The sequence below is a fragment of the Mycobacterium sp. pV006 genome (genome assembly GCF_041287115.1).
GTDB lineage: Bacteria > Actinomycetota > Actinomycetes > Mycobacteriales > Mycobacteriaceae > Mycobacterium.
Window position 1 is genome coordinate 18787 of record NZ_JBGGKT010000001.1, and the last position, 14300, is coordinate 33086.

At 66.6% G+C, this 14300-nt stretch carries 13 protein-coding genes; 7 read left to right on the forward strand and 6 right to left on the reverse strand.

Annotated features, from left to right (window positions below):
* Positions 1-38 precede the first annotated feature (38 nt).
* Positions 39-602, forward strand: a complete 564-nt coding sequence (locus tag ACAG25_RS00090; protein WP_005131302.1) for a TetR/AcrR family transcriptional regulator — start codon at positions 39-41, stop codon at positions 600-602.
* 181 nt (positions 603-783) lie between these two features.
* Here the strand turns inward: ACAG25_RS00090 and ACAG25_RS00095 are convergent, their stop codons facing one another.
* Positions 784-1653 (reverse strand): metal-dependent hydrolase, encoded by an 870-nt coding sequence (locus ACAG25_RS00095; RefSeq protein ID WP_011560583.1) that lies wholly within the window; start codon positions 1651-1653, stop codon positions 784-786.
* Between the two features lie 69 nt (positions 1654-1722).
* Between ACAG25_RS00095 and ACAG25_RS00100 the strand changes: the two genes are divergently transcribed.
* The 6 genes from ACAG25_RS00100 to ACAG25_RS00125 all read left to right on the forward strand — a co-directional run bounded on the left by ACAG25_RS00100 (position 1723) and on the right by ACAG25_RS00125 (position 9983).
* Positions 1723-2397: a TetR/AcrR family transcriptional regulator gene (locus ACAG25_RS00100; RefSeq protein WP_011560584.1), complete on the forward strand. Its 675-nt coding sequence runs from the start codon at positions 1723-1725 to the stop codon at positions 2395-2397.
* 343 nt (positions 2398-2740) lie between these two features.
* Positions 2741-4342, forward strand: coding sequence for an acyl-CoA carboxylase subunit beta (locus ACAG25_RS00105; protein WP_011560585.1), 1602 nt, complete (start codon positions 2741-2743; stop codon positions 4340-4342).
* Positions 4343-4347: 5 nt separating this feature from the next.
* Positions 4348-6381, forward strand: a complete 2034-nt coding sequence (locus ACAG25_RS00110; RefSeq protein ID WP_005116476.1) for a biotin carboxylase N-terminal domain-containing protein — start codon at positions 4348-4350, stop codon at positions 6379-6381.
* A 54-nt stretch (positions 6382-6435) separates the two neighbouring features.
* Positions 6436-7590 carry an acyl-CoA dehydrogenase family protein gene (locus tag ACAG25_RS00115; RefSeq protein WP_011560586.1) on the forward strand — a complete coding sequence of 385 codons (1155 nt, stop codon included), beginning with the start codon at positions 6436-6438 and terminating at the stop codon, positions 7588-7590.
* 26 nt (positions 7591-7616) lie between these two features.
* Positions 7617-9170, forward strand: coding sequence for a long-chain fatty acid--CoA ligase (locus ACAG25_RS00120; RefSeq protein WP_011560587.1), 1554 nt, complete (start codon positions 7617-7619; stop codon positions 9168-9170).
* A gap of 219 nt (positions 9171-9389) precedes the next feature.
* Entirely contained in the window at positions 9390-9983 is a 594-nt protein-coding gene (locus ACAG25_RS00125; RefSeq protein ID WP_011560588.1) for a TetR/AcrR family transcriptional regulator, read from the forward strand.
* On the opposite strand, the gene ACAG25_RS00130 is transcribed toward ACAG25_RS00125, so the two are convergent.
* The 5 genes from ACAG25_RS00130 to ACAG25_RS00150 are packed head-to-tail and all read right to left on the reverse strand — an operon-like array spanning position 9980 to position 14284.
* On the reverse strand, positions 9980-11704 hold the full coding sequence (locus tag ACAG25_RS00130; protein ID WP_370486289.1) for an acyclic terpene utilization AtuA family protein: 1725 nt from the start codon (positions 11702-11704) through the stop codon (positions 9980-9982). The genes ACAG25_RS00125 and ACAG25_RS00130 overlap by 4 nt on opposite strands.
* A complete protein-coding gene (locus ACAG25_RS00135; RefSeq protein WP_011560590.1) occupies positions 11701-12513 on the reverse strand; it encodes a TIGR03084 family metal-binding protein in 813 nt (270 codons plus the stop codon). Before ACAG25_RS00135 ends, ACAG25_RS00130 begins: the two co-directional genes overlap by 4 nt.
* A 1-nt stretch (position 12514) precedes the next feature.
* Entirely contained in the window at positions 12515-13282 is a 768-nt protein-coding gene (locus tag ACAG25_RS00140) for an enoyl-CoA hydratase/isomerase family protein (RefSeq protein WP_011560591.1), read from the reverse strand.
* A gap of 43 nt (positions 13283-13325) precedes the next feature.
* Entirely contained in the window at positions 13326-13796 is a 471-nt protein-coding gene (locus ACAG25_RS00145) for a MaoC/PaaZ C-terminal domain-containing protein (RefSeq protein ID WP_011560592.1), read from the reverse strand.
* Positions 13793-14284, reverse strand: a complete 492-nt coding sequence (locus tag ACAG25_RS00150; RefSeq protein ID WP_017205330.1) for a MaoC family dehydratase N-terminal domain-containing protein — start codon at positions 14282-14284, stop codon at positions 13793-13795. The genes ACAG25_RS00145 and ACAG25_RS00150 overlap by 4 nt, the downstream gene beginning before the upstream one ends.
* Positions 14285-14300: the final 16 nt, after the last annotated feature.

The window sequence follows — 14300 nt, forward strand, 5'->3', positions numbered from 1 at the left end:
GGACCGGGGCCGAGCGTCGTGCCGAGCGACGGCAGCAATTGATCGAGGCCGCAACCGAGATTTGGAGTGAGAGCGGTTGGGCCGCGGTCACTATGCGCGGCGTATGCGCCCGCACAGGGCTGAACGATCGATACTTCTACGAGGGCTTCAAGACGCGCGATGAGCTGCTCGTTGCTGCGTGGGATGGCGTCCGCAATGACATGCTCGGCGAGGTCGCCGCGCTCTTCAACGAGCGTGCGAATCGGCCGCCGATCGAAACCATCACCGCGGCGATCACCATCGTGGTCGACCGGATCGCACGCGATCCCGGCCGGGCACGCATCCTCCTCGCTCAGCATGTCGGTAGCTCACCGCTACAAGACCGCCGCGCCGTGGCGCTACAGGAAGCAACGCAGTTGGTCGTTGAGGCAAGCCGGCCACACCTCCGACAAGATGCCGACGAGATAGCCCTTCGCATGGACACCCTGATCGCTGTCGGGGGATTCGTCGAAGTCATCACCGCCTGGCACTCCGGTTTGCTTGCGGTGACCGAGAAAGAAGTGGTCGCGCACACCAGCAGACTTGCTGAAACCCTGGCTCAACGCTATGTCATCAGCGACTGATCGAGGCTCACAACAGGCCAGCCAGCCCCGTGGCGATCGCTGCGAACCGCATTTGCGGGTCCGACCGCCACCTTCACCGGCCACCGAGCACCGAATCCGTGAGTCACCGACGCGTCGCACCCTGTTCGGAAGGAGCGACGCAGGAACGGTGCTCCTGCGTCGCCGCACTTCCGCATCTTTGCTATCCCGACGAAGCGATAACTCGCTGTGAACCGTCTTGGTCGAACAGTTCTTTGCTCCAATGCTCCAGGACCGCGGCGCTGTCCCAATCATCAGGATGGAAACCCGGGCGATTGTAGGAACGGAAACGCCGCAGCGCATCGGCGGTGAACATCGGGGTGCGACTAAAGCGGTACAGACTGCGCACCAGGGTGACCGGGTTATATGAGGCTCTATCAGCGGCCATAGACAAGGCAGTCTGCAGAATGAGCTCGCCGAACAGAATTACTGAAGCGATCCGCATGCCCCGTACACGGGTGCGCTCGGTTGCTCCCACCAGCCGATAGACATCAAAGGCAACCGCTTTGTGCTCCGACTCCTCGAAGGCATGCCACAGCAGAATCGGTCGAACCTCTGTCTGGCCGATGAGCTTCTGGGCGTCTTCGCTGGTAAGAATGATTTCTGCCAGCGTAGCGGTGTAGTGCTCCAACGCGGAGGTCATGGACAGCCGCATTTCCGGCGAAAAGCGCCGTTCCAATCGCTTGATCAAGCGTCCGACATGACGGTCGATTCGCGCGGTCGGATAACCCATGACCTGGAGTCGCTCGTTTAGGAGACGATGCTGGTGTCGATGTGTGGCCTCTTGTCCGATGAAACCCTTGACCGCTGTCTCTAGTTGGGGATCGTCGATGGAACTCTGGAAGTTCCTGACCGAGCGGATGAAGAAATCCTCGCCTTCCGGGAACGTCGCAGAAAGCACCGAGATGAAATGGCTCATCACCAGGTCGCCATCGACAAAATGTTGCCGCTTCGTGGAGGTCGGCATCGGAAACCGAACGCGCCTGGGTTTTGGCAGCACCCGGGTCGGGGTCGGGGCTTGATCGTCCGACATTTGAGGTCCTTCCTCGAAGTTTGGATCTGACTTTATGCCTTGTCAGATAAGACTGCCAGACTGTAGGACATGAGTCCAGCACGTGTCTATGGCGGGCTGTCCGCAACTCAACGCGATGCACAGCGTCGCGTGATGTTGATTGATGCCGCGGTCTCAATCATGGGCACCCACGGAGCTACCGCGTGCACCGTGACCGCCGTGTGTGCGAAATCAGGAGTGACGAGCCGGTACTTCTACCAACAGTTTCGCGATCGAGACGCGCTCTTGCGTGCGGTATTTGCCAAGATCTCCACTACCTTCCAAGCGGTGATAACCAGCGCCATTCCGGACGACACGGTTGCTCCTCAAGAACTGGCTTACGCTCCGATCAAGGCCCTGGTTCAGGTGATCGAGAACGATCCCCGCATGGCCCGCATACTGTTTGTCGAGTCGGGCGCAGAACCCCTCCTTCGGCAGCTGCGAAGCGATCTGATGACCGATTTTGCGGAGCTGGTGCTCAGAGAGGCCCGCTTGCACCTCGATATACCCAGCGATGTGCTCCAAGTCGCAGATCTCGCCGCTACCTACGGTGTCGGGGGCCTGTTCGAGATACTCCGTCGCTGGATAGATGGACAACTGAACCTCTCGACTGAAATGCTCATCGAGCACTGTGCGGGTTTTCTCGGCATTCTCGGCCTGTATACCCTCGGACAGGCGCCTGATCAGGCCGCTCCGCCGCTGGCCAAAGCCGAGGAGACCCGATAGATTCTGGCCGACCGGCGTTATGCACTACTCGGTTGGCTGAAGGGCATGGCGCGACACTGACAATCGCTGCGGGTGTTCACCCGAGATCGCGAACCGTAGACTCCACGCGCGCCGGACGAGGAACTCGATACGACCTCGCACGGGCCCTGTGTGCCGTCCCTCCCCAGTCAATTCCTTCGATCGCTCGATCTGCAGCGAACGCACCGCTTCGATCCTCGCCATTCGACGGAACCACGGCGCGGAACAAATCCGACGCCCGCCTGCGCCGTTGTCACCTGATGTTAATTGCGGCTAACATCAGCGCCTAGTAGATCGACGTCGATGCTCGCCCGGAAGGAAAACTTTGGTACAGGTCCTGCCCGATCGGGTCGACGACACCGCGCCCGGCTATCTCAAGAACCGCGAAGGACTGAGCGCGCAACTCGACACCATCGCGGAGCAACTGGCGCTGGTCAACGGCGGCGGCGGCGCGAAATACGTTGCGCGCCACCGTAAGCGGGGCAAGCTGCTTGTCCGCGAGCGCATCGAGCTGATGCTCGACCCCGACACGGCGTTCCTCGAACTATGCCCCTTCGCCGCCTGGGGCAGTAAGTTCCCCGTCGGCGGTAGCGTGGTGGTAGGCATCGGCGTGGTCGAGGGCATCGAGTCGATGATCATCGCCCACGACCCCACCGTCCGCGGCGGCGCATCGAACCCTTATACCTTCCGCAAGGTGTTCCGCGGCATGGCCATCGCGCGGGAGAACCGACTGCCCATCATCAACATCGTCGAATCTGGCGGCGCCGACCTGCCCACACAGGCAGAGATCTTCGTGCCCGGCGGACAGCTGTTCCACGACTTGACCCAGCACAGCGCAGCGGGGCTGCCGACACTGGCCCTGGTCTTCGGCAACTCGACCGCGGGAGGTGCGTACGTCCCGGGCATGTGCGACTACGTCGTGATGGTGCGCAACCGTTCCAAGGTGTTCCTCGGCGGTCCGCCGCTGGTCAAGATGGCCACGGGCGAGGTCTCCGATGACGAGTCGCTCGGCGGCGCCGACATGCACGCCCGCACCTCGGGGCTGGCCGATTACATGGCCGAGGACGAGCAGGATGCGATCCGCATCGGCCGTCGCATCATGGCGCGGCTCAACTGGCGGAAGAACGGCCCCGGACCCACCACGCCGCCGCACCCACCGGTGCACGACCCCGATCAGCTGCTCGGCATCGCGTCGGTCGATCCGAAGGTGCCCTTCGACCCCCGCGACGTCATCGCCCGAGTGGTCGACGGCTCGGCCTTCGACGAGTTCAAACCTCTCTACGGCACGTCACTCGTCACCGGCTGGGCCTCGATCCACGGCTTCCCGGTCGGCATCCTCGCAAACGCACGGGGCATCCTGTTCAGTGAGGAGGCCGAGAAAGGTTCGCAGTTCATCCAACTGGCAAATCAGATCGACACCCCCCTCATCTTCCTGCAGAACACCACCGGTTTCATGGTCGGTGCCGAGTACGAACAGGGCGGCATCATCAAGGACGGCGCCAAGATGATCAACGCCGTATCAAACAGCACGGTCCCCCACGTGACCATCACCATGGGTGCGTCCTACGGTGCCGGGAACTACGGCATGTGCGGGCGATCGTACTCACCGCGTTTCCTATTCGCTTGGCCTAACTCGAAGTCGGCCGTGATGGGTCCGGCGCAACTGGCCGGAGTGCTGTCCATCGTGGCGCGCGAGTCCGCCGCCGACCGCGGGCTGCCCTTCGACGAGCAGGCCGACGCCCAGATGCGCGCCGCCGTCGAGGAACAGATCGAGCGCGAATCCGTCGCACTGGCCAACAGCGGCCGACTTTACGACGACGGGATCATCGATCCCCGCGATACGCGGACCGTTCTCGGGTTCTGCCTGTCGGTGATCCACAACGGCGAGGTCCGTGGCCAGCGTGGCTACGGCGTGTTCCGGATGTGATGGCGATGCCCAAGATCCGCAAGGTCCTGGTCGCCAACCGTGGCGAGATCGCGCGGCGGGTGTTCCGCACTTGCCGCGATCTCGGGATCGCCACCGTCGCGGTCTATTCCGACGCCGACGCCGACGCGTGGCACGTCGCCGACGCCGACGAGGCCGTGCACCTTCCCGGCTCGTCTGCCGCCGAGACCTACCTCGACATCCACCGGATCATCGCCGCTGCCTCGCTCACCGGCGCGGACGCAGTACACCCCGGCTACGGCTTCCTTTCGGAAAACGCCGGGTTCGCGCGCGCCTGTGCCGCCGCCGACCTCGTCTTCATCGGTCCGCCGCCCGGGGCGATCGACGCGATGGGCTCGAAGCTGCAGGCCAAGAAGACGATGTCCGACGCGGGGGTGCCTGTGCTGCCCGGTGGCGACACGACGGGGCTATCGGCCGAGCAGCTGGCGAAGCTGGCCGCCGACGTCGGCTACCCCGTGCTGGTCAAGGCCAGCGCCGGCGGCGGTGGCCGAGGCATGCGCATTGTCGCGTCGCCGGACGAGCTCGACGAAGCGGTCACCTCCGCTTCGCGTGAGGCCGCCGCCGCGTTCGCCGACGGCACCGTCTTCCTCGAGCGTTACGTCCAGCGCCCACGCCACGTCGAGATCCAGATCATGGCCGACACGCACGGAAACGTCGTCTCTCTGTTCGAGCGCGAGTGCTCCGTGCAGCGTCGACACCAGAAGGTGATCGAGGAGGCGCCGTCACCGGTCGTCGACGACGCGTTGCGCGCTCGGATGAGCGAGGCCGCCATCGCCGCCGCGCGCGCCGTCGGCTACGTAGGCGCCGGGACGGTCGAGTTCGTCTACGACGCCGCTCAGGATGGCAAAGCCGACTCCTTCGCCTTCCTAGAGATGAACACCCGGCTGCAGGTCGAGCACCCGGTTACCGAGCTGATCACCGGCCTCGACCTGGTGCGTGCCCAGCTGCTCGTAGCCATGGGCCGCCCGCTGCCTGAGGAGATGCACAACCCGCGAATTCGCGGTCACGCGGTCGAGGCCCGGCTGTGCGCCGAGGATCCGGCCGATGACTACCGGCCCTGTACCGGCACCCTGCGCACCTTGGATGTCCCGGCGCTTGCCGGCGTGCGGGTTGACTCGGGTTTTCGTGCCGGTTCGGTCATCAGTCATTACTACGATTCGCTGCTGGCCAAGGTCATCGCGTGGGCACCAACGCGCGACGAGGCACTTGCCAGCCTCTCGGCGGCGCTGGCCGGCGCCCGTATTCACGGCGTGACCACCAATCGCAACCTGCTTGTTCGCGTCCTGCGCCATGACGAGTTCGCCGGGCGGGGCACCGACACTGGGTTCCTTGACCGACACGACGTCGCCCAACTCGGCGCTGCCCTCCCAGACACGCAGTCCGAGCGCCTGCACGCCGTCGCGGCGACCGTGGCCGGGGTGGCCGCGCGGCGTGCCGTCGCAACTCTGCAGGCCACGTTGCCCGCCGGCTGGCGCAACAACCCTTCGCAGCCGCAGACCACAACCTGGCAGACCCAGGGCGGGCGCGAAGTGCGCGTCGGGTACACGTTAGGTTCGACAGGGACCTGCCTGCAGGTCGACGACGAGCCGTTGGCCGACGTCGAGGTTGTCGAGGGCAGTAGCGAGCGGGTGGTGCTGCGCGTCGACGGGGTGCGCCGCACTTATGATGTCGTCCTCGACGGCGATGTTGCCCACCTCGACTCGGTCGCCGGCTACTCCGCCCTGCGGCTGGCGCCACGCTTCGTCGACCCGAGCACTCTGAACCCGCCCGGGTCGCTCACCGCGCCGATGCCGGGCTCGGTGATCCGACTACCGGTCGCCGAGGGCGAGACGGTGTCAGCCGGTCAAACGCTCGTCGTCCTGGAGGCGATGAAGATGGAGCACACCGTCGCGAGCCCGATCGACGGGGTGCTGAGCGCCCTGCCGGTCCAGGTCGGCCATCAGGTCTCGAGCGGTGACGTCCTCGCCGTGGTCGAGGCGGTGGACGGCGGTGAAGTGGCGTCGGACGCCACGGAGCTCTAATGAAGCCGGCGCGCTCCCGATCGGTGGCGCGTCGATACCGATGTGAGGAGTGTCATGGAATTGCACGAGACAGAGGAACGTCAGGACCTGCGCAAGGCGGTCGCCGAGATCGCCAAGGACTTCGGACACGAGTACTACCTGGAAAAGTCGCTGGCCGGCGGGAAGAGCACCGAGCTGTGGCAGGCCGTGGGCAAACAGGGCTTCCTCGGGGTGAACCTTTCCGAGCAGTACGGCGGCGGCGGCGGCGGCATCTACGACATGCAGATCGTCGGTGAGGAGCTCGCCGCGGCGGGCTGCCCGCTGCTGATGACCGTCGTCTCGCCGACCATCTGCGGCACGATCATCCAGGCATTCGGCAGTGAGGAACTCAAGCAGCAGTGGCTGCCGGGCATCGCCAGCGGCGAGACGATCATGGCATTCGCGATCACCGAGCCGGACGCGGGCTCGAACTCGCACAACATCTCCACGACCGCGAAACGCGACGGCGACGACTGGGTCATCAACGGCACCAAGTACTACATTTCTGGTGTCGACGAAGCCGAAGCGATCCTGGTCGTCACCCGAACGTCTACCAACGACAGTGGTCGCGGACTACTCAGCTTGCTCGTCGTGCCCACCGATGTCCCCGGGCTCACCAAGTCACTCATCCCGGTGCAGGCGGTCACTCCAGAGAAGCAGTTCACTCTATTCTTCGATGACGTCCGCGTGCCGGCCGCCAACCTTATCGGCGCGGAGAACGAGGGCCTGCGCCAGGTCTTCATGGGCCTGAACCCGGAGCGAATCATGGGGGCGGCGCTCGGCAACGGCATCGGTCGCTACGCGCTGGATAAAGCCGCCGATTACGCCCGCAACCGCCACGTGTGGGGAACGCCGATCGGCTCGCACCAAGGCGTATCGCACCCGCTCGCCCACGCCAAGATCCAGGTTGAGCTGGCCCGGTTGATGACTCAGCGTGCCGCCTCCCTGCACGACGCCGGCGATCCGGGGTCGGGTGAGGCGTCGAACATGGCGAAATATGCCGCAGCCGAGGCGGGCATCCTGGCGCTCGACCAGGCGATTCAAACCCACGGCGGCAACGGCATGGCCACCGAGTACGGCCTCGCCACGTTGTGGGGTCCGGCCCGGCTCATGCGCACCGCGCCGATCAGCCGCGAAATGATCCTCAACTTCGTGGCGCAGCACAGCCTGAAACTGCCCGCGTCCTACTGAGTCGCCGCGGAATGAAAGGGAATCGAATGCAACTCGGCATCGGTCAGTGGGTGAGCCGGCGCGCCTTCCTCAACGGCGGGCGCACCGCGTTGATCAGCAACGGCGCGCACATCACCTACGCCGACCTCGATCGGCGCACCAACCAGGTCGCCGCCGCACTCATCGCCCTCGGCGTGCGCAAGGGCGATCGGGTCGCGATGCTGCTGGTCAATTCGACCGAGTTCATCGAGGTGCTGCTGGGCTGCGCCAAAATCGGCGCACTTGCAGTTCCGCTCAACGTGCGCCTTGCCGGACCCGAGATCGGCTACATCCTGGCCGACTCAGGCGCCGATGTTCTGGTCTTCCACGAGCCGTTCGCCGCGCAGGCCAGGAGCGCCGTCACCGAGTCCGGAGTCCGCGTGCGCCATGTCGTGCGCGCCGGTGGGGTGCCGGCGCCGGGCGAGCTCGGCTACGAAGACGTCGTCTCGGGCGCCGCGCCCGAACCGCTCAACGGTGACGTCGACGGCCGCGACCCCGCGTTCATCATGTACACGTCGGGGACGACGGGCCGACCCAAGGGCGCGATCCTCACCCACGACAACCTGCTATGGAACGCGATCAACGTCCTCGGCACCGACATCGGCCTGCGGGGCGAGGACGTCACCGTCGCGGTGGCGCCGATGTTCCACATCGGCGGGCTGGGAGTACACACCCTGCCGCTGTTGTACGTCGGCGGCACCAGCGTGATCATGCCGTCCTTCGAGCCGCGAGCGACGTTACAGGCGATGGCCGACCACCACGTCACGGTCCAGTTCATGGTGCCGGCCATGTGGACCGCACTCACACAGGTGCCCGACTTCGACTCCTTCAACCTGTCTGCGCTGCGTTTCGCCATGGGCGGCGGGTCGCCCGTCCCCCTCACGGTCATCGACTTCATGCGCGAGCGAGGCGTGCCCTTCACCGAGGGCTTCGGCATGACCGAGACCGCTCCCTTGGTGACCGTCCTCGACGCCGAGAACGTCAGCACGCGGGCCGGGTCGATCGGCCGCGTCGCAATGCATGTCGACGCCCGCATCGTCGACGACGACGACCGCGACGTCGCGACCGACACCGTGGGCGAACTGATCGTGCGCGGCCCGAATGTGTTCACCGGCTACTGGATGAAGGCCGAGGCGAGCGCCGAGGCGTTACGCGGGGGCTGGTTCCACACGGGCGACCTCGGGCGCATGGACGCCGAGGGCTTCATCACCCTCGTCGACCGCAAGAAGGACATGATCATCTCCGGCGGCGAGAACGTCTACCCGATCGAGGTCGAGCAGGTTCTCTTCCGCCACCCGGCGGTGTTCGACGCCGCCGTGATCGGCGGTAAGGACGCGAAGTGGGGCGAACGCGTCGTCGCGGTCGTGGTCGCCGACCCGGCGACACAGGCGCCGAGCGCCGAGGAGATCGTAGCGTGGTGCCGGGAGCGGCTGGCACACTTCAAGTGTCCGCGTGACGTGCACTTCGTCGCCGAACTGCCGCGCAATGCCACCGGCAAGCTGCTCAAGACCGAGCTGCGCGCGCAGTTCACGGGCATCGAGGGCGGAGTCGTTTTGCGCTGAGTCGTGCCGCTGCACATCGCGGGTTCGAAGCAGGGCCCCTAAATCATGAACTGAGAAGAGGATGCGACAGCATCGGCGGGGGCTAGCGGTTTCGTTCACCTCCCTTGATTTGGTGCGGCGGGTGCCGACGCAGGCAACCCCAGCGCCGGTAGGATCCCAGCCCGGCCCAGCGGATCGGACGGCGAACAACGTAACCACAAATCGACAGGAGGCCTGAAAGTGGCCGGTTTGCGCCGCAAACTGCTCCTCGAGGCCGCCGCCGACCTGTTCGCGCGGCAAGGCTTTCACGCCGTGGGCATCGACGACATCGGTGCCGCAGCAGGGGTGAGCGGGCCGGCCGTCTACCGGCACTTTCAGAACAAGGACGCGATCCTGCGCGAGTTATGCGACGCCGCCATGACTGAGCTGCTGGCCGGCGCCCGGCGCGCCACCAACGCCGGCACACCGACGGAGGTCCTGCACGCCCTTGTCGACCTACACGCGGCCTTCGGCGCGCGACGACGCGGCCTGTTGGCCGTCTACGCCCGCGAGCACCGCTCGCTGTCGCCGCTGGCGACCCGTGCCCTGCGACGCCGACAGCACAGGTACGAGTCCTTCTGGGTCGACGCGCTCGTACGAGCACGGGGCGATCTGGACCGTGAGCGCGCACAGGGCCTGGTCGCCGCCGTGCTGTCATTGCTCAACGCGTCCGCGTACATGCCGGCGTCGCTGGACGACGCGACGATTGAGGCGATGCTGGCCGCCGCGGCCGTTGCGGCGCTGTTCAGCCGCGCGGTTACACAGCAGGTAGACGGCGCCCCGCACCGGATTTAGTGTGTGTCGAGCAGCGATTCGGGAACGTCCACCACTCGGGATCGCACGTACTCCCCGAGCCCCTTGGCCTGCGCGTCCGGCCGGGTCGAGGAGGCCACCCCGTCACCGAGCAAGCCGTGCACCACCACGTTGAGCGCGCGCAGGTTCGGCAGTTCGAAGCGCTCGATGCGCAGGTGCGCCGTCTCCGGCCCGAGCAGTGTGCGCAGCCGCTCGACGCTCAGGTACTCGCGCGCCCACGCGTAACCGGGGTCGTCGCGTGCCCACAGTCCGAGGTTGGCGTTGCCGCCCTTATCTCCGGACCGCGCACCGAGTACCGACCCGAGCGGCGCGAGCCGCGTCGGCCCGGATGGCGCCGGCAGCTTCGCGGGCGGGGCGATCCCAGCCGGCGGGACCGCACCGGTCGGCGGGTCAGGGATCACGTGCCGATTGCCGTCGGCGTCGACGAGCACGTGCGTGAGGGCCGAGCGCGGAACGTAGGCCGGCCGGTAGACGCCGAACGCGGTCTCCGAGGACGGTGGCGTGGTGGTGTGGAAGCCGGCGAAACCAGCCAGGGCGATCTCCATGACCCCGCCGGAGAAGGCTCGGCCCACCTTTCGCGGGTCGGCGTCCTTCACCGTCACACGCAGGTGCGCGCAGGCTTGCTCGTTCGTCGGCGCATCGGAGACGTCGAAACGCAACAGTCGCACGTCGACTTCGTCGAAGGCGTCGCGTCCGCCGAGAACGTCGAAGAGCTGCTGTTCGGCGAAGGCCGCCTTGGCCTCGATGTCGAGGCCGGTGAGCACCATGGTCATCGTGTTGCGGAAGCCGCCCACCTCGTTCAGCGCCACCTTCAACGTGTCCGGCGGCGGACTGCCTTTCGTACCGCTGATCGCGACACGGTGCTCACCCTGTTGAGCCAGGCGAATGGTGTCGAAGTGGGCGACGACGTCGGGGCCGAGGTAGGCAGGTTCAGCGATCTCGTAGAGCAGCTGGGCGGTGACCGTGCCGACTGAGACCAGTCCCCCGGTGCCGGGATGCTTCGTGATCACCGAAGAGCCGTCCTCGGCGACCTCGGCGATCGGAAACCCCGGGTAGCGGCGGTCGGTGATCTCGTCGAGGAACGCGTAGTTGCCGCCCGTCGCCTGAGGGCCGCACTCGATCACGTGCCCGGCGACGACCGCACCCGCGAGCCGATCCCAGTCGGCGCGTGCCCAGGCGTGCCACCAGGCCGCGGGACCGACCACGAGGGATGCGTCGGTGACCCGGCCGGTCACGACGACGTCGGCGCCCGAATGCAGCGCCTCGGTGATGCCCCAGGCGCCGAGGTAGGCGTTGGCCGACACCGGTTTGATGTCGCCGACGGGCGGCGTGATTGCGTGGAGGTCGCCACGTAGGTCGTCGCCCTCGACGTGCGCGACGCGCGCGGTGAGGCCGAGACGTGCGGACAGCTCGCGCAACGCGGCGGCCAAGCCGGCGGGATTCAGCCCGCCCGCGTTCGCGACGACCTTGATGCCACGATCGAGACAGGTGCCCAGCACCTGTTCCATTTGGGTGAGGAAAGTCCGCGCGTTCCCGCCGGACGGGTCTTTGGCCTGGGCCTTGGCCAGGATGAGCATGGTCAGCTCGGCCAGATAGTCACCGCACAGGACGTCGATCGGTCCGCCCTCGACCATCTCGCGGGCTGCGGCGATGCGGTCGCCGTAAAAGCCGGAGCAGTTGCCGATGCGGACCGGGACGCTCACCGCTGACCCCCTGCGAACTGGCCCGCCACGCGCCCGCCGCCAGGGGGCCCCGCGAAGGCCTGGGCGATCGCGAGCCACTGGTCGGCCAGCGGTCCGTCGGCGACCAAAGCGGTGTCGTCGCGGTGGCGGCGTTGGGTCACCAACAGGCAAAAGTCCAGCGCCGGCCCGCTCACGCGGTTGGCGGCGTCGGCTGGCCCCCACGTCCAGACGCTGCCGTCCGGAGCGGTCAGCTCGACGCGTACCGGGTCCGCGGGGAGGTCCAGACCGTTGGCCAGGTAGCTGAAAGCGCGCGCACCCACCCCGATGTGGGCCACGTGCCGCAGCCGTGCCGTGGCCTCGCGGGTCGCGCCGAGCGCGTCGACGATGTCCTGGCCGTGCGCCCAGGTCTCCATGAGTCGCGCTGTCAGCGACGAGACCGCGCTCATCGTCGGCCCGAACCACGGCAGGCGGGTCGCCGGGGCAATGTCCGCGAACGCCGCAACGAGGGCTGCACGCGACGTGTCGAACCACGCGAGCAGGTCGGCAGCCGGCATTTGACGGTAGCGCTCAGCGATGACGTCGGGTGAGATGCTTCCGTCGGCCATCATCGGCAGGTAGTCGCTGCTGAAACCGTCGGGGTCGGTGGCCGAGCGCACCGCCACGTCGTCGAAGAACGCCAGATGGCTGATCTGGTCGCGGATCGCCCAGCCCACGGCCGGAGTCGGCGCGTCCCAGCCGCGCGGACCTTCGGGCAGCGGTGCGATGAGTTCGCGCAACGCGGCCGTTTCGGCTTCGATGTCGGCGATTACCGACTGCATGGTCACCGCCATGTCAGCGTCCCTTCCACTGTGGTGCGCGCTTCTCGCGGAACGCCGTCGGGCCTTCCTGCGCGTCGTCGCTCAGATAGACCGGCTCCCATATCTCGTCGGCCAGGTCGTAGGCGGCGGCGAGGTGGTGCTGTGCCGAGAGGTACACGGTGCGCTTGGACGCAAGCACCGATAGCGGTGCGTTCGCGGCGATGCTGAGCGCCAACTGCCGGGTACGCTCGCGCAACTGATCGGCCGGCACCACCTCATTGACTAAGCCGACCTGGTGGGCGCGCTCGGCGGTGATCGGGTCGCCGGTCAGCAGGATCTGCATGGCAACGCGTGGGGGCACCAGCCACGATAGCGGTGCCGCCCACGGCGACCCGCGGCCGACTTTGACCTCGCTGACGGCGAAGGTCGCGTGTTCGGCAGCCACGACCAGGTCGCACTGCTGCGCGAGCAGGAAGCCCCCGGCGAACGCGACACCGTTGACGGCCGCGATCGTCGGCTTCGCGACATCGATGTTGCGGCCGAACTGCGGAGCGAAGTCCTTCGGGGGCACCTTGAGCGCGTTCTGCGCCATCTCCTTCAAGTCCCCGCCGGCGCAGAACGCCTTATCGCCCACGCCGGTGAGGACGAGCACCTTCGCCGCGTCGTCGTCATTGAAGCGGCGTACCGCGTCGAAAAGCCCCGTGCGCACAGCGTTGTTCAGCGCGTTGCGCGCCTCGGGCCGGTTGATCGTCAGCCAGGCCACGCTGTCGACGACCTCGTAGCGAACCGGTTGCTCGGCCACCGAGCCTCCGTCCCTCACCGTCGCCTCGCATGTGAGTGGCAGCTCACCCCGGCACCTCGACAAACGGGTCGGCCAGCTCAACGGTGGCTTCACTCGGCACGCACGGACCATCTTCGCTCGAGACGAGCAACTCGAGGTCGACGAGGCGCCGTCCGCCATCGTCGCGTTTGGCCACGACCTTGCCGCTCAGGGTTGCGGTCTGGCCCGGATAGATCGACCGGATCATTGAGATTCTGCGGCGCCGGATGAGCGCGTCGGGTCCGGCCCATTCGTTGAGGCCGCGGTCGATGAAGCCATGGAAGAAGAGGGTTGACAGGTAGATCGTGCGCTGGCCCTGGCTGCGCGCGTAGTCGGGGTCGTGGTGACCGGGGAACCAGTCCCATGTCGAAGCCGCGTTCATGCAGATGCGCTTGTAGCTGATCTCGATCGAGACGGGCGTCAGGGTGTCGCCGACGGCGATGTCCTCGAACCGCACGGGGACGCGGACCATGCTGCGCTCGGTGGAGTCGTTCATGATGCGCCTTCACTATCGGCGGTGTCGTATCGGAAGAGCACGTTGGTGTTGCGGCCGATGACCTCACCGTGCTGGTCGGAGAAGGTGCTCACCGTGGTGATGAACACACCGGTGCCCACCCGCGTCGTCTTGGGCTCGGAGATCGAGGCGATCTCCTCCACGATCGACACGTGATCGCCTACCCGGGGCCGGCGTTCGAACTCCGTCGTCGTCGAGGCGTTGATGATGTGGTGGCCCGGCAACGGGACGCTGAGCGCGAACATCATGTCGGCACGCGCTAGGTACCCGGGCACCCACTGCGGCGCGAAGCCGAGGCTCATCAGCAGCCCGGGCGGGCAGTCCTCACCCTCCCAGTAACGGGGGTTCGCGTCCTCGACGAGCGAGCAGTAGTACAACACCATCGAGCGGTCGATCGGGAACCACGCATGCCGCGGTTCGGAGCGATGACCGACCCACGCCCGGCCTTCGTCGAAGGTCCCGAACGTCATCCCGAGGCCGGTGACG